The organism is Roseiconus lacunae (genome assembly GCF_008312935.1).
GTDB lineage: Bacteria > Planctomycetota > Planctomycetia > Pirellulales > Pirellulaceae > Stieleria > Stieleria lacunae.
In genome coordinates this window covers 278524-299159 of record NZ_VSZO01000079.1, presented here as the reverse complement: position 1 = coordinate 299159, position 20636 = coordinate 278524, and the positions used below count along the sequence as shown (strand labels likewise).

Here is a 20636-nt window from a genome sequence, read left to right as displayed (position 1 = left end):
TTTGCCGGCTTGGCCGCCCGATTGGCCCGAGATTCGGGCATCGGTTGAGCAATGCATTCTCCAGGGCTGGTGGGGTAGCTATCAGAGCCCCCAAGTCGACACCCTTCGCCGGATACTAGCAAATCTAAGCTCCGCCGACCTCACCCCCCCCCCCGCCGTTGCAAGCAATTTACCCACCGGGGACAGAGTACCCACCGGGGACAGAGCACCCACCGGGGACAGAGCACCCACCGGGGACAGAGCACCCACCGGGGACAGAGCACCCACCGGGGACAGAGCACCCACCGGGGACAGAGCACCGATTGATGGCAAATGGGGGGACGGAGCGGCGGGAGATGTCGAGCCGGATGCTGTGTCCCCCGGGTTCTCTCCTCATGGCCCAAGGTCTGCTGTGTCCCCGGAAATGCTCTGCCCTGCTGTGTCCCCGGACGTGCTCCGTGAAGTCGTTTTGATGGCAATGAACGAAGAGGTTGCGGCGGAGCCGGCGTCGCATTGCAGACTGGTCAGTAGCGGATCGCTTGGCGTTGAGCTTGGACTGCGAGCACTTAACGTCGGCTCCGGAGATCGAGTCGCCGTGTGCGGATACGATTACCCTGGAAATTTGCGAGCGATCGAATCCATCGGTGCTCGACCGCTGCTAATCGACGCCGATCCAACCGGCTATTCACTCGACCCCGATCAACTCAACAAACTCAATCCAGCCGATATCAAAGCGGTCGTGGTTTCCCACCTGTATGGCATCCCTGCGGACGTCGAGGCCATCGGTCGGATCTGCAAGCAAAATAATTGGCAATGGATCGAGGATGCCTGCCAAACTCCGCTGATGCCAATCTCCGGTCGATTCGCGGGTAGTCACGGAAGCCTAGGAGTCCTCTCTTTCGGTGGCAGCAAACCGCTGACCGCGGGAAATGGAGGGGCAATCGTGACGTCCGACGTCAGGATTGCCAGCAAGTTAAACGCCTTGCTCGATCGCCCCAGTGATGCGGCCCCCGTCAGCCCACTACAAGCGGCTGCATTGCTTCCTCAACTCTGTCGCCTGCATCTATGTAACCTACAACGCGCTCAGACGATTGCTCGGTTGGCCGATGAGGTCAGCTGGCTAAGCGATTCGATGCTTGGGGTCTGTCCCCCACCTGATGCGACGTGCTACAAGCTTGCTTTCCTGTCCCATTGTCGCGATAGCTTGCTAGCAGAGCTACACGAGGCGGGTATCCCGGCTGGCGACGGTTTCCGTTCGATGCACCGCAGCAGTCGTCGTCGATGTGATCGAATCGGTGAGCTCCGGCGCTGCGAGCAACTTGGAGAACAAGTTTGCCTGATCGATCATCGAGCGTTGCTGGCGAACAACGCAGCACAGGACCAACTGGTCCAATGCCTGCAGAGAATCCGATTGACATAAGCGAGAGCAAACACGGCACTTTGCTATTAAAACGCCAGCCCTCCGCCCACAGACAAACTGCTTTACACGTAAGCCGAACTGCAAAGCTCTTGTGCCAGCGAAAAACCGCTGGTCACGGCGGGCTGAAGTACGTGATGCTAGCGTGGCCCGCGGCGGCGGTTGAAGTTCGGATTGAATGCCGGTTGTCCGGGGTTGAACTGAGGATTCGGATTCGGTGGCGATGGTTGATTCGGTGCGTTTGCTTGGGCCCCTTGTCGTGCACGCCCACTGAACGCTTCCAAAACTTTCTCAATCGCGTCATTACTGGTTTTACCAGAGACCGAAATGATCTGCATATCGCCAGCAGGCTTGGCAGCCATATCCAACTGATTGATCATTTGAATGACCAATTCAAGCAACGGCTCACCTTCGGCGCTCACCAGCAGCGTGTTACCGACCTCATCGACTCCCATCGACAGCTTTCCCTTAAAAGAAAAGTCGACGTCGCCACCGTCGCGACCATTCTCACTATCGATCAAGCCACTACCGGATTGGCGATCGCGTCCGGAAGATTTCGACGGCCCGGCGGCTCCGGGCTGATTTCCGCCCCCTGCGTTGCCTCCTTTATTGAACGTCTTGTCGTTACTGCTAAGCAAGTCTCGATAGGCTTCTTTGACCGTTTCGGCGATGCTCGCCGCGCTACCGTACTCAACCTTCACAAGCTTTGTGTAGCGCATCCGTCGCTTATTGACCGGTTCGGCGACGTCCCAAAGCTTGATTAACTCACTAATTGTTTTCAGTTGTGACGAAGTGGCTCCGCTGACGACGATTGTGTTCGTGTCGGGGTCATAAACAAAGCGAAGCTTGTTTTCTTTGCCCAAACCTGCCGGGCCTTTGTCGTCGTCGTTACCGATGCCATAAATGTACCGAAAGAAGCTCGACCCGGAATCTTCTTCTTCATCTTCCTTTTCAAAGTACTCTTCGAGGTTCAGCTGAACATATCCGGCGGATTGATGCTTGATCTTGAAGACGTGGTACGGTCGCTTGGGCGGGGCGAATTGCAGCATCAAGTTTTCAAGCTGATCAAGGGCCTTGGGGTCCGAGCCGACGATCACCAAGTTTCCGTCTTCGTCCAATTCAATTCGAATCGATGGGTCAGCAGCGGCATCGGACGCTGCGGATGGTTCCGTTGGCTGCGGTATCGTTTTGCGAAACAATCGATCAAAGTCTTTAGAAGATTGAATCTGCGATCGAATGTCCGGCGACTGTGGATCAACGCCTTCGGTCGCACCGGCGGGCGCTTCGTCCTGTTGGCCTTTTTCAACTTCACTGCCGGCCTCGCTGGCTTCCTCCGTCGTAACGAACACTCGCGAAACCGTTTGTCGTTCGAATCGCCGACGTCGCGCTTCGAGGTCATCGGAGCTTGTCGGCGCAGATGGATCACCATCCTCAGGTGATTCTGTTTCCTTTTCTTCCTCGGTGTTCTCGGTGCCGAGTATCGGATCGACGAATTGATCGGAGTTGGGCAAGGAAAGCGGCGTGTTGGAAATCTGCGACCACTGTTGCTGCAAGCGAAGCAAGTACTCATACGTTTCCGGCGCCGACGACGCATCGATTCGTCGCACCATGCTACGACTCCCGCCGGGCGGAGGCAGTTCACCGAGTTTGATCAACAGGTTTCGCACCTGCTCCATCTCAGACTCGTTCGCCCACAGCAAGACTTGTCGGTAGCGAGCATTAGCGGCGACCCGGAATTCGTCTTTGTTTTTGTCTTTATCGTCGTTGCCACCGAAGCCGTAATAGAAGTATCGCCGCGAGTTGTTGTTGTCGTCATCGTCTTTGTCCTTGCCCATCAAAAACGAAATCGACTCGGCAACTTCGGTCGCTTCCAAACGACGGAGTTGAAGAACCTCGAACGTTCGACCACTTCCGTCGAGCCGCTGGATCAACCGCTCGATAATGTACCGATCGGCTGCCGAACCAGACACAATGATCGCGCGGTTCGTTTCGTCCGATCGGATTCGCGTGCCCGGTTCAAGCACATTCATTTCGGCAATGATTTCGATCAACTTTTCCGGATTGATCGTATAAAGATGAAAGACTTCGACGCGTGATTCCACGTCGGACAAAGAAGTGATGCTCTTGCCGGGAACGTCGATTCGAGTCAAGAACTCTGTTGCCACCGCGATCCGATCAATGGGAGCTCGGATGAAGACAGAATTCTGGCGAGTGTTGGCGACGATCGAGATGTCAGGTTCTTTTTGAGCTGTCGGAGGACGACCACCGTTTTGCCGAGCCATCTGCTGCATCATCTGCATTTGCTGCGGCGACATTGGCGCAGCCTGCTTCTTCTGAACGCCTAAAAACTCTTCCAGCATTTTCTTCGCCGATTCGGCGGGGATATGACGCAGCTTGAATTCTGGCGCCAACGCTTCGCGGCTGGAATCGTTACGTTCTTGTGAGAGCAACTTAGCGATCTGTTGAAGATTGATCGCTGCGTCCATCGCTTCGAGCCGGTTGGTGGTCGATAACGCAGTCAACTGACCGTTACTACTGACCATCGGCTTTAACTCGGCAGCCATTTTTTCACTTGATAGCCAGCCGGTTTCCAAGGAGATACGAACAAATGTGTGCGGCGACAATCCTTCCAATTGCGATTCGGTGACGCGTGGGACCATCGCGGGGTTGATCCCTTGTGTTTTCGCCACCGTGATCCCACCAGGCATGTCCAGCAACGTGTATCCGCGGGCCAGCAAGTGCCGGTTGAACAAATCCTTTGTTTGCTCGACCGTGTAGCGTCCGGGGGATCGCAAGTTAACGCGATCGGCTGGCAATTCTTGCCAATCCAGCGGCTGGTCGGCAATCTGAGCCAACCACTGAACGAGGTCGACCCAAGGTTGATTGCGAAACTGAAACGCGACTCGGCCATCTTCGCCAACAGTGGCTTTTAGTTCCTCAGGGTTGGCGTCACCAGGTTTCTGGTCGCCTCGACGGATAATTTTCGGTTCCGGTGGCTCCCCCTTTTTGTCGGCACCACCATTTTTCCCCGCGTCCTTTTCGTCAGGCTTTTCGCCTGGTTTTGGCGGCTGCCCCGGCGGTTTAGCTCCCGGCGGCATGCCTTGCGGAACTGCGATCTGTCTCGGTTTTCCGTCTGGCCCGACGATCGTGGCCGTCTGAGCTTGCGACAGGGGAGCGCCGAACAGCATGACTGCGACAAGAAAAGCAGGGATTCGCATGCGAAACTTGGAGGAGTTCAGGATTCAACGAGAGAAAACACGGGACGGACCATCGCCAGTATGGCTGGTTTGGGGGCGCCAGTCCAATCATTCCAGAGGGATCAGCAACCTTTCATAAGACAATGAGCGACCAGGATAGACATTATGTCTCTTTTAGGTGCCCCGGACGCTAATTTTCACCGAAAAATCCATCTATCCGCATCGTTGGTTGTCTTGCTAGTTTTCGGCGTCGAAATCTGTGCACCGATCGAAGTGCGAAAGTGACGCTCGCAATACGATGTCACGAAAAATGTGCGGGATTCGCCGCGGCCGGCGCGTCGTCGCCTGTTTTTCGATCGGTCGGCCCCTTTGGTACCAGGTCAAACTAAGAATTTGGGATGCCCACGCGGCTGACACGCTACATCCTGGCGGAAATCATGAAGATTTTCGTCGTCGCTTTGATCGCTTTGACGATGTTAATCCTACTGATTGGCGTCGGACGGACGTTGCTGCGCGAGGGATTGGGACCGCTGGCGATCGTTCAGTTGCTGCCGTTTCTGCTGCCTGTTTCGCTGCAATTCGCGTTTCCGGCAACCGCCTTATTTGCCGTTTCCTGCGTCTATGGGCGGATGGCGGGCGACGGAGAGGTCTCGACGGTTAAGGCGTCGGGAATCTCACCGCTGCGAATCCTTCAGCCCGCGATCGTCTTCGCGTTTTTGCTTAGTCCCTTTGCGGTGTACATCAGTGATTTGGCGGTTTCCTGGGGACGCCCGGGAATGAACCGAGTTGTGATGCTTTCCATCGAAGACATTGTTTACCGCAAAATGCGAAGCCAACACTCGTACACGGACGAGCGTTTCTCGATCCACGTTCGCAACGTCGATGGAAAGCGGCTTGAGTATCCCACGGTGACGATGCACGGTGCCGAAGAGACGATGAAATTTGAGGCTCGCGAAGGGCAATTGTCTCTCGACGCAGACGGCGAGCAACTGATTTTGATACTGGTCGACGGCCGATGTGTTCGGGGGGATTCGTTTCAGGTGCTCGCCCCGGGCCCGACGCGGATTCCGATCCCACTTTCCGATTCGCCTCGCGATCAAGACCAGAGCACGACTCGCCCCGGCGACCTACCGCTTTGGGCAATCAGTGAAGAACGATTGAATCAAGACACCCGCACCCACGCCGCGACCGGAGAGTTAGCCGCCCAGACCAGTTTTTCGATCCTGACGAGTCGTTATGACGAAATTGCCGGAGCGAAAGGCAGCGAAATGCGAGCCAAATTGGACGGCAGCCGACGCCGGTTGATGCGTTTGAAGATCGCTCCTTGGCGGCGATTGGCCGAAGGATTTAGCTGTTTTTTCTTTGTCCTGATCGGCGCGCCGCTGGCGATGATTTCCAGAACCAGCGACTACTGGACGACTTTTGGACGCTGCTTTTTGCCAACGCTTTTGATGTACTACCCACTTTTTATCTTGGGACTCAACCAGGCCAAGGACGGGGCAATCCCCCCCTATGGTGTTTGGCTAGGGAATGTAGCACTTGGCGCGATCGGGTTGATCTTGGTGAATCGAGTCCGGCGCTACTAAAGAAACGCCACTCAACCACCGGTAGCCACCGGTTGGACCGCAGTTAAACTTGCGCCTCGGCAGCGGCTTCGCAGCCATCTCACGCCACTCGTGCTTCGTTGCAACTATAAATTTGGGCCGTGATCTCTCCGCCGACGGCATTTGCTCCGTGCTTGTCGCCGCCCGGAGGCCAACGCACGGCAACCCAAAACGAGGTTGAACGAACGCACTCACCGTGTCTTTCCCCAACCACTTCGTGCTCAATTAGATATAGCCATGTCCAGTGTCACCAGTCAGACATTTGTCCAGTCCATCGAGGATCGCTCTTGCTCGGTCGGGATCATCGGCCTCGGGTACGTCGGTTTGCCGTTGATTGATGCGTTTATTAATGCCGGATTTGGCTGCGTTGGTTTTGATGTCGATGCCTCCAAAGTCGAGTCGTTGCTAGCGGGAAAGAGCTATATCAAGCACATCGGGAACGACAAAATCCAGGCGTGGTTGACAAAGGAAAAGTTCGACGCCAGCGCCGACATGACCCGCTTATCCGAACCGGATGTGCTGTTAATCTGTGTCCCGACACCTCTCGATTCGGCACGCGACCCCGACCTGTCTTACGTTGTTGGAACCTGTCAATCGATCGCAAAGTCGTTGCGAAAAGGGCAACTAGTTGTCCTGGAAAGCACCACCTACCCTACCACCACGCGTGATGTGATGGTGCCGATCCTCGAGTCAGGTGGCTTGGTCGCCGGGAAAGATTTCTTTGTCGCGTATAGTCCCGAACGCGAAGACCCCGGCAATCCTGATTTCTCTGCCGCCGGGATCCCCAAAGTCGTCGGTGCGATCAATGACGACAGCTTGGCGTGCGCTTCGGCGCTCTATGGTGCCGCGGTTGCCGGCGTCGTTCCGGTCGGCAATTGTGAAGTCGCCGAAGCGGCAAAGGTGCTTGAGAATATTTATCGCGCCGTGAACATTGCATTGGTCAACGAACTCAAAACGCTGTTCGACAAGATGGACATCGACGTTTGGGACGTGATCAACGCGGCCAAAACAAAGCCGTTTGGTTTCCAGGCGTTTTACCCCGGCCCAGGGCTTGGCGGTCACTGTATCCCGATCGATCCCTTTTATCTTTCCTGGTTGGCTCGCAAGCAGGGCAGCACGGCACGATTCATCGAGCTTGCCGGAGAAGTCAACCGTGCGATGCCAAGCTACGTTGTTTCGCGTACCGCTGAATTCTTGAACGAGTTTCGCAAGCCGATCAATGGCAGTAAGATTTGCATGCTGGGCGTTGCCTATAAAAAGGACGTCGACGACGCTCGCGAAAGCCCTTCGTTCGAATTATTGGAGTTGCTACTCGAACAAGGCGCCGAACTGACTTTCAGTGACCCACATGTTTCGTCGTTGCCCTCGGTCCGAAACTACGACCTTCCTTCGATGGAAAGCCAAGAGCTGAGCGCGGAGTTTTTGGCGTCACAAGATGCGGTTTTGATCGCCACCGACCACACCGCATTTGACTACGACCACATCGTCAAACACAGCGCGCTGGTGATTGATACACGAAACGCGACGCATGCCGTCAACGAAGGTCGGGAAAAGATCCGTAAGTGCTAACGCCGTGTTGCTTCGTCCCCAAGCACCAGCCGCAATACGCTGACCGCGGTTGCGGCTTAGCCTAGCAACCGTGGCCGCCTGCCAAGTGATGCCTCCCGAACTTACCGTTCGACGCGAGGCGTCAAGGCATCAACCAAGGCGAAACTTCGTTCTTCATCTGGTTTCTGACCGGTAACGGAACGGGGTTTTGATAATCCGGTGGCCGCATCGAATTGTCGTCCGGGCCAATGTCCGGCAGCGGAAACGGATCGTGAATCACCGCGTTAGCTTGCTGATAATTCATCGGCCCTGGCGGTGCGATCCAGCCGCGTTCAACCATCGTCTGGCATCCCGAGCAAATGCCAAGCACCCCGGCGGTAGCAGATAGCAGCACGAGGGATCGAATGTGATCGATGGGTCTGTTCATAACGGACGTCCCGAAGCGTTCGGAGTTCAACACCGACGACAAGGCTACTCGATCGAACCGTTGCATCGATAGATCGGTTTGCAGTCACCCAAATGCGTCTGCGTCTTCCGCTCGTTCTGCGAGGCTACTCAGTAGCGAGTCAAATTCTGGAGACGATTCGATTTCCGCATCAATTGTCATCGCGGCAAGCGGCAAGCCGCCAAGGCGATCGCAGCGTAGCTTGACCCAATCCTTTTGTGTACACATCAATCGAGTGACGTCGTTTAGGCCGCGGGCCCAACGATCAATCTGCTCTACCTCTTGGCGGTCGTAGGCGATGTGATCAGGGAAGTAAAGTTGGTCGACCACCACCGCACCCAGCGCTTCAAGCGTACGCCGAAAAGCATCTGGGTTGCCGATCCCACAAACAATCGCCACGCGTTGCCCACGCAGACTTTCGGTGGGAGCAACCGCGTTGGGATAAGTCAGCAAACCGCTGGGGCGATGGGTACAGCGAATGATAGGAAGTGACGGCACGTGAGATCGAAGCGTCTTAATAGCCGCATCGGTCTCTGCCTGGGAAGCTAAATCACAGCGGGTCAGAATCACCGCGTCCGCTCGTTTGAGTGAACGCAACGGTTCTCGCAACAGGCCCCGCGGGAGCAAATGCCCGTAACCGAAGGGGCAAGTAAGATCGATCAACACGATATCCAGATCACGAGCTAGTCGCCGATGCTGGAAACCATCGTCCATCACAATCAATTGAGTTTCGAGCTCTTCGATGGTGATCCGCGCCGCTTCGACCCGATCGGCATCTTGGACATGAGGTACGTCGGGCAACCGTTGATGAAGCTCTTTTGCTTCATCATTTTCACCATCTTCGCCTCGGCCATAACCACGGCTGACGATGGCCACCCGAATGCCTCGGTCGCGAAACCATTGGGCCAGGAATGCGACGACCGGTGTCTTGCCTGTTCCCCCGGTCGTTAAATTTCCGACGCTGATCACGGGGACATCCACCCGGTGAATTCGATCGGGTTGACGATCGAAATTTCGATTTCGAATTGCGACCGCGATCGCGTAGGGGATTTCAGCGAAGCGAAGGCCGGCGCGGATCAACGCGGCAAAAACGCCACGACGCCGACCACTCATGATTGCTCGATAGTCCAAGCTTTTGATCCGATTCCCAGGATGACTCGATCGCTTCACCGGTTCTCACGGCGAAACAAACTCGATCTCGATTGATCGGTCGAACAGGAACGACCGATGCGAGTCATCATATCACTCTGGTTGCTCAATCCAATGCCTTGGCCGATTTGCGTTGGGATCGATCGACGAGTCTCCCGCAGGCAATGATTGCAAGATCGACTGATCACTGGGACGCACCGTACTGCCTGATCGAACCGTATCGGTTAAGCGAGCGGCTGACGCGGGCAATGTCGCATACGGTTGTGGCCGAGAGCCTGGCTGATCCGGGGCTGAAGGAGTCATCTCGAGTGAACGAGGCGAGACAACCAGCGGGGCGGCCGCTGACGGCACCGGCTGCTGGTCGGCGACAAGCGGAGCCGCACTTGACGGTCGGCGTTGACTTGGCGGAATCGCCTGAGCGGGTTGCGGGTTGATCATCAGTTCAGCGACGGAATCGTCGACGAACGCCTTGCCCGCGAATCGTCGTTCAAAGTCAGCAATTTTGGTCGCCTTGGCATCGTCCCCGGTAGTCACCTGCGGTGACGACGCTTGCGCGAAAGTAGACATCGACGGGGAAACCGTCGACGAGGCGACAGCGCTAAATCGCTGTTGATAAACAGGATCCGGGTCCAACGGAATCGCCGTGTCAGCGTACGTCAGCGGCAACGTGTTGGCGGTCACGGCGGGATCACGACGGACCATCTCACGCTGAGGCTCGTAGAGGGTCGGGACGTCGACGTCCGCGGTGACTTCACGAACCAGCATTTCAATCTGGCGATCGTCGAGAGCTTCGGCAGGAGCGCCGTAACGAGGCGGCGGCGTGGGACTAGGATCGGGAGTGCCAGAACGGCGAAATGGCAATGCCATCAGGCCACCAGCGAGAAGGATGATGGCACCGAGTGTAAAGCGTCGCACAGGTGGGACCTTTCGGTTGCGAGTCTCGATAGCCCTCCCTGACTGCAGAATTCCGCTTCGTGCGATTGAAAATTAGTCGGCTCAGATGAGCGAAATTCTGCAAGAAACCCCTGTCCGGCGCCGCACGCGGGCGAAAATCCGGCCGCTTGTAACGACCAGCGAAACTTTCCGGCGTCGCCCGTGCGCCCCCTCGTCCAAAAGTGTTGGCTTGCCGAACAACGTCGACATCGTGGGCCCCGACGCGATAGCATGATCCGGCGCCTTCGGGGACTTGTACCCTTCGAAAACCGGGCCGACGATGATAGGCTTTGCCTTTTATTCCAGCCACAGAAACTGCTGAAGATACTATCGATGGAAGCCGGGATCGTCGGTCTGCCAAACGTCGGCAAAAGCACGCTATTCAACGCGTTGACAAGTTCGCAATCCGCCCAAAGCGAAAACTACCCCTTCTGTACGATCGAGCCCAACGAGGGGATCGTCAACGTACCGGACGAGCGGCTAGAGCGGATCACGAAATACATTGCGCCGCAAAAAGTGATTCCCGCGGCCCTGAAATTGGTCGACATCGCGGGGATCGTCAAAGGTGCCAGTGAGGGAGAAGGCTTGGGCAACAAATTCCTAAGTCATATCCGTCAAGTCGATGCGATTGTCCAAGTGGTTCGCTGCTTCGAAGACCCAGACGTCGTACACGTCGCCGGAACCGTTGATCCGGTCGCCGATATCGACACGATCGAAACCGAATTGGTGCTGGCGGACCTACAAACGCTCGAAAACGCGATGGTCAAAGCCCAACGCACTGCTCGCAGTGGTGACAAAGAAGCGAAGCTTCGCGTCGCGGCCATCGAAAAATGCAACGCGCACTTGGAAGCCGAACAACCGCTGCGCACATTGAAACTGACCGAAGCAGAAGCGAAGTCCATTCATAGTTTCGGTCTCATGACTGCCAAGCCAATTCTGTACGTCGCGAATGTCGACGAAAATGACTTGGAAGGCAAAGATCCGTTAGTCGACAAAGTCCGCGAACATGCCAAACAATCAGGAGCGGACGTCGTTTGCGTGAGTGCGAAACTGGAATCAGAACTCGCCGAACTCGAAGACGAAGATCTTGCCGAAATGCTGGCCGATGTCGGCCTTGAAGCCCCCGCTCTAAGCACAATCGCCCAGGCGGCCTACAAAACACTGGGGCTGCAAAGCTACTTCACGGCCGGGGAAAAAGAGGTTCGGGCGTGGACCATTCCCGCCGGTGCGACCGCTCCACAGGCGGCCGGTGTGATCCACACTGACTTCGAGAAAGGATTCATCCGCTGCGAGGTTTACACGCTCGAAGACCTCGAAACCTACGGTAGCGAAAAAGAAATTCGCCAAGCCGGTAAACTACGCGTGGAAGGCAAGGACTATGTCATGCAAGACGGCGACATTTGTCACTTCCTTCACAAGATCTAAAGCTTTGTTGCAGTTCAATTTTAGGATCAGCCGCATGGGGTTGACCACGGGTTCCGCGCAATAACCGCGATGCGAGCCCCGGTGCCGGCGTCCTTGGGTGATGACTGGCATCTAATTTTGTCCCGACGAAGCACACTTCACTAGCTGATCGTTCCCGAGACTGAGTACCTATCCACGGGCTACCAATCCCGTCGCTTTGCCCTCCTACGAAACACCCTAACCTCCACCATGAAACTCTTTGCTGTTTTTTGTGCACTCGCCGTTGCCCTCTGCTGGGGACTCTATGGTCCGACGTTGACAAACGCCCGTGCCGGTGCCGACTCCCCAGTCAAATGGGGTCCCTTCAAGCCTTATCTGTTCATCGGTGTCGCCTACCTCGTGATCGCGATCGGTGGCGGATCGATCATGATGCGAACGGCATTCAACGATAACTTCAATTACACCGGTGATTACGCACCGGCAATGAAGTGGGGTTTTTTGGCTGGATCGCTCGGTGCTCTCGGGGCATTGGCCCTGACGTTTGCGTTGACCAAAGCCGGCGGCAAACCTAGCTACGTGATGCCAATCGTTTTTGGCGGTGCTGTCACAGTCAACGCGATCGCGTCGTACCTGAAGTTCCACGAAGGCAATCCGCTGATGTTTGTCGGCATGGGTTTGGTCGTCGTGGGGATCATACTGACCGCAGCTTACACACCACACGGGCATTCGCCGGCTAAGCCTGCCGCTCAACCGGCAGTCGACTCGGCACCCGCAGCCGATTCAAACGACACGCCTACCGAATCTTAGCAATGGACCGCGAACGCGAGATCTAATTTTGTCCCAGTTCAGCCTGGGCATTAGCCGAATGGCGTTAGCCACGGGTTCCGAGCAATCACCGGGGCGAACGCCCGTCGGCTGATGAGTCGAACCCAGCATTTCGTCTAAACGGAGCATAAGTGATTTGTCCCAGTTCAGCCTGGGCATTAGCCGAATGGCGTTAGCCACGGTTCCCGAACAATCACCTCGGCAGCCGCAAATTGATCCGTCGCCTTCACGATACGGTTTATCCCAAAAGCCAATCAAAAACCGTTATCGAGGTTGCGGCTGAACCACAATCTGCCGGCCGTTCAAATAACGCCTGGCCCGCCGTCAGTGCGACGCCGAGCGAGGCAAACAAGACCGTTCAGTCTTTATCGACTATGTCACCTTCCGATCCAATTGATAAACGAATCGTTCAGATCGACCAGCAAGTCGCTCACCTATGGATGGTGCGCACCTTTTTAAAGCATGCCGACGAATCCGAAGACGACGAAGACTTGCGTGACATCGTTCGCGATATCTACGACTTCATTCTTGCGATCGGACCGATCGATGACGTCGACGACGAAGCCAAGTACCTGAAGATGGCACGCAAGAAACTCTCTAGGCTTCGGCGTGCGACCGAGCTTTATGAGGAAATTCAGCCCGAAGTGAGCGGCCATACCAATTTCGTGATGGCGGCTAAATCACTGCGACTGGCACTCGACACGATCACCGCAATCGTGGCAGCCAAGTAACTCCATCGCGGTTCCACCATTTTGCCGACCGTCTCCGCCGTTCGATAAACACCTCGATGGACGCTCCACAATCCAAGCCGAAAAAGTTCATTGATCCAACGATGTTGTTTCGGTTTGAAATTCCGATCCGACAGCACAAATTGGAATGGACAGGCAAAGGCTTGGCATTGCCGGAAACTTGCCGTATCGCTTCGTTGGGGGCACTCTCGGGTCGGAATAATTATGCCGATGTCCGTCTTGCCTGGGACGATACCGGAATCGGCATTCATGTCCAGGTAACCGGTAAAAAGCAATTGCCCTGGTGTCGCGAAACGCGTTTGGACGAAAGCGATGGCTTTCATCTTTGGCTTGATACACGCTGCAGTCCCAACATCCATCGTGCGACGGCGTACTGTCATCGCTTCTTGTTTATGCCGTCCGGCGGCGGACCGACCCGAGGACGCCCGGTCGCCTCGCTGATCGAAATCAATCGGGCCCGAGCAAATCCCAAGCCGGTACCGCCGAATACACTGCAATTGAAAACACTCGCACGGCAAGACGGCTATGAACTCAGCGGCTTGATCCCGGCGGCAGCGATGACGGGATTTGCCCCGAAAGACCAATCACGCTTGGGATTCTATTTCATCGTCATCGATCGCGAACTCGGCTGGCAAACACTCAGCCTCGGTCCAGAGTATCCTGTAGCGGAAAACCCCAGTCTTTGGGCCGAAGCCGACCTGGTTTCCTAGTACTTCGCCCCAATAAATGGAGGGGGTAAATTTAGATTTGAACCCCAACGATCGTGAGGAATCACCGAGCGTTCCGGTCCGCCACATCAAGTTTGCCCAAGCCTCGGCAGTTTGACGATTTGCGCAGAAACTCGGCGATACCTCAATCAATAAACGATCTGCGACTTCGGTTGCGAACTGACATCTCTCTCCCCCTACGACTTCAATCAGCGGCAAAGCGGCGGCGACCGGTCAACGCTGAACTCATCCTTTCCCCCTTCCGTTTTCCGGTTCTTATCATGCTGCGTTCAATCGTTGCGGCGATCCTTATGCCGCTTGCCTCGTTCGGCGTCCTTGCCGATGGTCCGGCTGACAACATTGCTTCATCTGTCCGACCGATCCCGCCAGCGGGAATCGAAATCGACCAGCAAGTGATCCAATCACTTCGCCAACGCTGCGATGCCGTCCGCGCGTCTTGGTCCGACGTTATGGTTCAGGCCGAGCAGACAGTCCAGCACAGCAAGAAATGGCAACAAGCTACGGCGCGGAAAAAGCGAAATGAGTTACGCAGTCTTGAGCCGGAAGTCTTAGTCTTCCCTCGTGCGGTCGAATTGGCCATCGAACTGAACCAGTTTTACAAAGAAGGCGAAGTCGACAGCGCCAATCAACTTCTCGACCTGGCAGAACATCGGATCAAACTCGCCAACGAAGGCGTCTCTTGGGAAGAAGTCATCGGCATCCGCGATGGCAAGCAACAACAGCTAATCGTCGGCGGCTACCGTTCGAAGATCGATGGATCGTTCCAACCTTACGCCGTTGTGGTCCCAAAAGGATTCGCCCAAGGCGACAGTCGTCCACGGCGTTTGGATTTATGGTTTCACGGGCGCGGCGAGAAGCTGAGCGAAGTCAACTTTTTGTTCAACGGCCAAAAGTCGGCCGGACAGTACACACCGGACGATAGCTTTGTCCTGCATCCCTACGGTCGCTATAGCAATGCGTTTAAGTTTGCCGGCGAAATCGATGTTCTTGAAGCGTTGTCGTATCTTCAATCAAGACTCCCGGTCGACGAACACAAGATCGCCGCGCGAGGGTTCTCGATGGGCGGCGCGGCCTGCTGGCAATTCGCGACACACTACGCAGATCGCTTTTTCGCGGCCAATCCCGGCGCCGGCTTTTCGGAAACCCCTGAGTTCCTGAAATCGTTCCAGCAAGAAGACCTTTCCGGGACTCCCGACTTCCAGCGCAAACTGTGGCGTCTGTACGATTGCCCGCCGTGGTCCCGCAACTTGGTCCATTGTCCAACCGTCGCCTATAGCGGTGAACTCGACCGGCAAAAACAAGCCGCCGACGTCATGGAATCAGCATTGGCCGAACATGACATTGATTTGATTCATGTGATCGGCCCTCAAACCGAACACAAGATTCACGATGACTCCAAGGTCGAAATCGAACAACGGATGAAGTCTCTGGCGTCGCTTGCGAAGTCAGACGTACCAAGACAAATTGACCTGACAACTTACACGTTGCGTTACAACCGCATGCATTGGGTCCACGTCGAAGGCTTGCAACAACACTGGGAAAAAGCTCACGTCACTGCGTCGTTTTTGAACGATCAACAAATCGAACTCAACACTGAAAACGTCACTCATTTGAGGTTGTCATTTCGATCAGGACAATGGCCGGGCGACTTTCCCTGTTCACCGGTGCTAAAGATCGATGGTACGCAACTGATTGGTCCCCCGATCCACTCCGATCGTTCTTGGGAGATCTCACTCGCCAAGCAACAAGGACGTTGGGTGATCGCCGAAGATCACGATTCCCTCCGCAAAAGACCGGGTCTTCAAGGGCCAATCGACGATGCGTTTATGGACTCGTTTCTGTTCGTGTTGCCATCGAAAAAGTCCTCAAACGAGAAACTTCAAGCTTGGTATGAGCAAGAAGCCAAGCACGCGATGTCACACTGGCGAAAACATTTCCGCGGGGATATACGCGTCGTGAACGACCATGAAGTCACCAAGGAGATGATTCTACGACATCATTTGGTGACCTTCGGTGATCCGGAATGCAATACACTGTTAGAGCGTCTGCGCGACGCCCTGCCAATGCAGTGGTCCCGTGACGCTCTGAAGCTGGGATCGAAGCAATACAGACAAGCAAACATCACCGGCATTGCGATCTACCCCAACCCGCTTCAAACGTCGAAGTATCTGGTGATCAATAGCGGCTTCACGTTCCGCGAATATGACTACCTAAACAACGCCAGACAGACCCCAAAACTACCCGACTGGGCGATCGTCGACGTCACCGATGGACCGACGATGAGAGCCCCCGGATTGATCGTTGATTCCGGGTTCTTTGACGAAACTTGGCAGGTGTGGTAGGCCTGAATTTGACTGCGGTACCGAAGCTCAGCAGCTCAGCTCAATTGCTTCGGCATTTGCCATCCGTGTCGTCCCATCTTGTGCATCACCGACGTTGCTGTTCTGTCTGACAGAGCCGCCGAAACTGATCATCGACTTCGGCGGCTACCTGATCGATTGTCCAAGATTGGATTTGATCACGGCATTGCTTAGAAAACTTCGCACGGGTTTGACTTGATTCGAGCGACCGGATGATCTCGACCGCTTGCGCGTGTGTTCGGTAACGGAGCGCAGCGGGGACATACTCGGGATAACAAAGCCCATCGGGTACCACCGGAACAGCCCCCGCCCAGATGGCTTCGCACATTGCGATCCCAAAGAACTCGTGGTCCGCCGTGGAAACCACGACATCGATCTCGGCCAAGCGTGCGTGATACTCGGTAACTTCTTCACAATAACCGTCAAACAAAATCTGATCGGAGAACCGCGAAGCAATCTGTTCATAGGCGTCTCTTTGGCGCCCACGTTGGCCTAGCAAGACCAATTCAAAGCGAATCCCGTTGGCTTCCAAGTCTTCAAGCAACACCACAAATCGGTCGGGACGCTTATCGGACTCAAATCGTCCCACCCAACCGACCCGAAGTCCGTTGCAACGCTCCTGATGTCGACGTTGCGATTGAAATGCCTTGAACCCTGGGCGGATGATTCGAGAGCATCGCTCGATTCGGTCAAGATCGACGGAGTCACGAGCGTCGGGCATCCTTCGCAAGAACTCTCGAGAGCGAGTTAAAAAGGTGTCACGATTGAATGCCGAATTAAACCAACATTCATCACTTAAATCTGCAGTCAACAAATTCGTGTAGCCATAGTGATGATCGAGTCGAGCACCGGCGGCGGTTGGATATGCCCATTGATTTTCGTGAAAATATGTCACGAGGCGGGCATGACCGATCCATTCGCAAAGCGATCGTTTACGGCTTGCGAAACCGATCCATGTGGGCAGATCCAACATATCGCTGCAAAAAACGAGCTCTGGAAACACTTGATCCTTCACGTGCGGTCCGAACATACCAGCGACTTGATCGGCCAGCACCGAGGGTGCCGATCGCATTCTCCACTTCCAGTGTCTTGCCGGCAGCGTCGCGAGTGTCCATTGATGGCGGGAAAACTGAACGAGCCCTTCTAAAAATGCTCGATGGCTTCCTCCAAAATAAGGTTCGATTCCAAGCACCTTCATCGCGGAATCAATTGCCCGTTATCATCAAATTCAAATGCGACAGGTCCGTCAAGCACGGTGAGGTCAGATCGCTGCTCTAATTCGCCACGGTAAGCTTCGCTACACCAGACGTTGCTAAGTTCCAACGTGTTTCGAATCCACATCCACCGTCGTGAAGCCGCGGGCTGGGGTGTTTGGACACAAATTGCACTCAAGACGTCTTGGTCACGATCCAACCAAAGCGGGGTCGCCGCGGCGGTTGCATGGTTGGCCGTCAAGCAATTGACTCGTGTTTTTTCATGATCGATGGCATCGACAACACGCCGATGGGTGTACTCGGCGATTCCGATTCCACTGGCGTTTCCGGCGGTCTTCGCCGTGAGTGATCGGACATAAATTTCGTTGATCTTAGGCCATTCGTTTTCGCCTGCCATTTTATCGTGCCATTTTCGTCCGATCACATTCGTATCCATTCCCGTTCCGCTGATCTCTTTTCCGATTTCGTCAATGATCAAGACATCTGCCGTTTTGAACGGCAGTTTTGGCATCCAGTCCACCGCCGTCTTCAAAAGCGTTTTCTCACGAGAAATCATTTCGGCTGCGACGATACAGTCGACGTATCCGATGGAATCGTATGCATCTTCGATCACGGCAACACCAAAGCGCACGTTTGTTTTTTCCAGAATCAATGAGACTACGTCATCGACAATCGTTTCAAGTTGGTAGTCGAACGAACGAAACGCTGGATGGAACTCAATCGCCCCGCGTCGTTTCCCTAACCCAATCATCAGCATCTTGCACAGTCCACTTTGGATCGTGCCAATCAATCGCGTGTGCGGCTTAATGCGATTGATCACGATGACATGGTCTGCTTTGGACGCGTTTGCATCGAAGAACAAGTCGATTCCCGCCGCGTTGCCCAGCGAGACGGTTTCCATCGTTGCACGGATCTGGCATCCAACCGACGCCTCCGTTATCCCCAATGACCGCAGCGTCGCGACCTGTCCCTCTGCCGTCGCCCCACCATGACTTCCCATTGCCGGTACGATGAATGGCTTCGCTCCTCGACACGCCATCTCATTGACAACCGCCCGGACGACCCGATCGATTCGGTCGATACCTCGACTGCCCACGGCGATCGCTACGCTGTCGCCCGACCGAACCGATTCGAGTGCGGGACAAGCCGCAACGGACGATTTGACGCTCGACTCGATGTCATCGATCCGCCGGTTCGGATCCGATGATTGGACACAAAACATTCTCGGCAAGGACCGCCCTGGATCGCTCATCACGGATTCAATTTCCAATTGGGATGCTGACGTTGAAGCCGTGCGATTTGTTCGGCAGAGACTGCGGTGCCTCGCAGGTCGATCGTTTCCAATTGAGGTAGCCGGCTAAGAATCTCGAGCGACTTGTCGGTGACTTGAGTGTCGGTCAACCAAAGTGTTTGCAGGGACGTTGTCTCCGCCAGCGATTGGAGCACCAGATCGCCACAGCGGGTCCCAGACAAGTCCAACTCTTCGAGCTGTTTTGCCGAGCGAAGCCAAGACGCAATCGCATCATCGATCATCGGGCAAGCCTCCAGCGATAACTGCGTCAACGATTCGGGAGACTTTACCAGTCGTCGAAGGTCATCGCCGTTGATCGGCAAACCGGTCAGATCCAACCACCGCAATCGCTCGGCCGGCTCGAGCTGTGACAATCCTTTCGAACTGACCAAACAACCTCGCAGACAAAGCTGCTCCAACGTTCGTCCTGCAGGATTCGACGCCAAGGTGGCATCATCGAGTCTCAGCATCGCCACCGTGCCTCGTTCCGGATCGGCAGGCTCGTTGAGAGTTTCAACATCGATCTTGATTCGATAAAGATCGGCGAGCGTCTGGTAGATCCATCGCCGGGTCGCCACGTCACCACTGTCCATCATCCAATGGGTGTAGGCGATCGCGAAGGCATAAAACTGTGCCAAGTCGCCGCGTTGTTGCACCTGCGTTTGACCATCGGGACGCAAGGCAGCTAGAGGAACCACTTGCTGTTGTGCGAAGACGCGGTAGCGAGCGAATTGCAACCGTGGGCTATCCCATCCGCCGACCGTCGCGAACCCGTTGTCGAAATGCATCGACTCAAAGTAACCTGCGATGCCTTCGACCAACCAGAAATCTGATCGCGCGCCGGCTTCGTCACCTCCCAGTTGGCTCCGCGTGGCCTCGCGAAACAATTGATGAACTAATTCATGCCGCCTGGAGGCGATCGCGTCACCGGATTGGTCAGGAAAGAAAAACGATGTCCGTCGTTCAGAGCTGTAGAAGCCGGTCGACTGCGAAACCGCTTGCAGCGAACCACCGGTTAGACGGGCGAGTGTTCGTCCGTAGTCGTCGGCATCCCGCAGAAGGACGACGCGCATTTTTTTCCGAGTCGACAATCGAGCACGCCCACCGGCCAATCGATCCGACATTGTTCCGGCGGATGAGTCATCTCGCAGGTGCAGCGTCGCTTGAGCACGGCCTTCCCACAACGGAAAAAAAATCTGCGTCCAGACCCAGTAGCAGCGTTCGAGGTCTTCGGCGACCTCGGTCGTTTTGTCGCGGTCGGATCGTGAAAAGATCTGGAAATGCGGCGTATCGACTTGGGCGTAGGTTCCCGGTTTCCAGCCGATCCATGACGGCGCGCTTCGACCTCGGGTGGCGCGAATCGCGGCAAGTGATTGTCCGGTATCGTCGCCGATCGGTAAACCAAGAAATTGCCGTAGCGACTGGTTGGTCGGGTCCGCAGCAAGCTCCGACCAAACTTGCATGTACTGCTCCCAGCCAGGCACGTCCCATTTGGGAATCCCTTGTCCCGGGTCGGACCGGCACACCCGATCGCACTGGTCTTCAAAATGGCTTGGTAGCTGGACCGTAGGGGCGATCGCATACGCAAACGTTCGGTCGTTGGCGGTTGCGAAATGTCCGCCGCCAAGGATGACGAGAACCATGCACGCCGTCAGCAGCCTCGTGATGGGTTGGCGACGAGCAAATCTTTCGGTGCATGCCGTAGAAAAGATTGGTTTCAGTGTGTCCATGAAACCAGTCTAGCTGACCGGAGTTGCGACACAAACGCGGAAAGCCCAATTGCGGCGTTTGCA

At 55.5% G+C, this 20636-nt stretch carries 15 protein-coding genes; 8 read left to right on the top strand and 7 right to left on the bottom strand.

Features of this window, described 5'->3' with window-relative positions; genetic code table 11:
• Window positions 1–403: 403 nt before the first annotated feature.
• Window positions 404–1399 (top strand): DegT/DnrJ/EryC1/StrS family aminotransferase, encoded by a 996-nt coding sequence (locus FYC48_RS26735; RefSeq protein ID WP_149499852.1) that lies wholly within the window; start codon window positions 404–406, stop codon window positions 1397–1399.
• Window positions 1400–1536: 137 nt separating this feature from the next.
• On the opposite strand, the gene FYC48_RS26730 is transcribed toward FYC48_RS26735, so the two are convergent.
• Entirely contained in the window at window positions 1537–4614 is a 3078-nt protein-coding gene (locus tag FYC48_RS26730; protein ID WP_235034454.1) for a secretin N-terminal domain-containing protein, read from the bottom strand.
• A 377-nt stretch (window positions 4615–4991) separates the two neighbouring features.
• Here FYC48_RS26730 and FYC48_RS26725 point away from each other — a divergent pair, with 377 nt between their 5' ends.
• Window positions 4992–6179, top strand: coding sequence for an LptF/LptG family permease (locus FYC48_RS26725; RefSeq protein WP_149499851.1), 1188 nt, complete (start codon window positions 4992–4994; stop codon window positions 6177–6179).
• A 255-nt stretch (window positions 6180–6434) separates the two neighbouring features.
• On the top strand, window positions 6435–7766 hold the full coding sequence (locus tag FYC48_RS26720; RefSeq protein WP_149499850.1) for a nucleotide sugar dehydrogenase: 1332 nt from the start codon (window positions 6435–6437) through the stop codon (window positions 7764–7766).
• Window positions 7767–7887: 121 nt separating this feature from the next.
• Here FYC48_RS26720 and FYC48_RS26715 read toward each other — a convergent pair whose 3' ends face one another.
• The 3 genes from FYC48_RS26715 to FYC48_RS26705 all read right to left on the bottom strand — a co-directional run bounded on the left by FYC48_RS26715 (window position 7888) and on the right by FYC48_RS26705 (window position 10254).
• Entirely contained in the window at window positions 7888–8172 is a 285-nt protein-coding gene (locus tag FYC48_RS26715; RefSeq protein WP_149499849.1) for a membrane or secreted protein, read from the bottom strand.
• Window positions 8173–8256: 84 nt separating this feature from the next.
• Window positions 8257–9303, bottom strand: a complete 1047-nt coding sequence (gene lpxK, locus FYC48_RS26710) for a tetraacyldisaccharide 4'-kinase (RefSeq protein WP_149499848.1) — start codon at window positions 9301–9303, stop codon at window positions 8257–8259.
• Between the two features lie 129 nt (window positions 9304–9432).
• Window positions 9433–10254 carry a hypothetical protein gene (locus FYC48_RS26705; protein ID WP_149499847.1) on the bottom strand — a complete coding sequence of 274 codons (822 nt, stop codon included), beginning with the start codon at window positions 10252–10254 and terminating at the stop codon, window positions 9433–9435.
• Between the two features lie 351 nt (window positions 10255–10605).
• Here FYC48_RS26705 and ychF point away from each other — a divergent pair, with 351 nt between their 5' ends.
• The 5 genes from ychF to FYC48_RS26680 all read left to right on the top strand — a co-directional run bounded on the left by ychF (window position 10606) and on the right by FYC48_RS26680 (window position 16320).
• Window positions 10606–11697: a redox-regulated ATPase YchF gene (ychF, locus tag FYC48_RS26700; protein WP_149499846.1), complete on the top strand. Its 1092-nt coding sequence runs from the start codon at window positions 10606–10608 to the stop codon at window positions 11695–11697.
• Window positions 11698–11925: 228 nt separating this feature from the next.
• Window positions 11926–12483, top strand: a complete 558-nt coding sequence (locus FYC48_RS26695; protein WP_149499845.1) for a hypothetical protein — start codon at window positions 11926–11928, stop codon at window positions 12481–12483.
• A 392-nt stretch (window positions 12484–12875) separates the two neighbouring features.
• Entirely contained in the window at window positions 12876–13232 is a 357-nt protein-coding gene (locus FYC48_RS26690) for an amidohydrolase (protein WP_149499968.1), read from the top strand.
• 56 nt (window positions 13233–13288) lie between these two features.
• On the top strand, window positions 13289–13960 hold the full coding sequence (locus FYC48_RS26685; protein ID WP_235034453.1) for a DOMON domain-containing protein: 672 nt from the start codon (window positions 13289–13291) through the stop codon (window positions 13958–13960).
• Between the two features lie 278 nt (window positions 13961–14238).
• Window positions 14239–16320, top strand: coding sequence for a prolyl oligopeptidase family serine peptidase (locus FYC48_RS26680; RefSeq protein ID WP_200836710.1), 2082 nt, complete (start codon window positions 14239–14241; stop codon window positions 16318–16320).
• A gap of 85 nt (window positions 16321–16405) precedes the next feature.
• On the opposite strand, the gene FYC48_RS26675 is transcribed toward FYC48_RS26680, so the two are convergent.
• The 3 genes from FYC48_RS26675 to FYC48_RS26665 are packed head-to-tail and all read right to left on the bottom strand — an operon-like array spanning window position 16406 to window position 20486.
• Complete coding sequence (locus FYC48_RS26675) at window positions 16406–17536, bottom strand: tRNA-queuosine alpha-mannosyltransferase domain-containing protein (protein ID WP_149499844.1); 1131 nt, start codon at window positions 17534–17536, stop codon at window positions 16406–16408.
• A complete protein-coding gene (locus FYC48_RS26670) occupies window positions 17533–18804 on the bottom strand; it encodes a nickel pincer cofactor-dependent isomerase, group 22 (RefSeq protein ID WP_149499843.1) in 1272 nt (423 codons plus the stop codon). The genes FYC48_RS26675 and FYC48_RS26670 overlap by 4 nt, the downstream gene beginning before the upstream one ends.
• Window positions 18804–20486 carry a leucine-rich repeat domain-containing protein gene (locus tag FYC48_RS26665; protein WP_149499842.1) on the bottom strand — a complete coding sequence of 561 codons (1683 nt, stop codon included), beginning with the start codon at window positions 20484–20486 and terminating at the stop codon, window positions 18804–18806. Before FYC48_RS26665 ends, FYC48_RS26670 begins: the two co-directional genes overlap by 1 nt.
• Window positions 20487–20636: the final 150 nt, after the last annotated feature.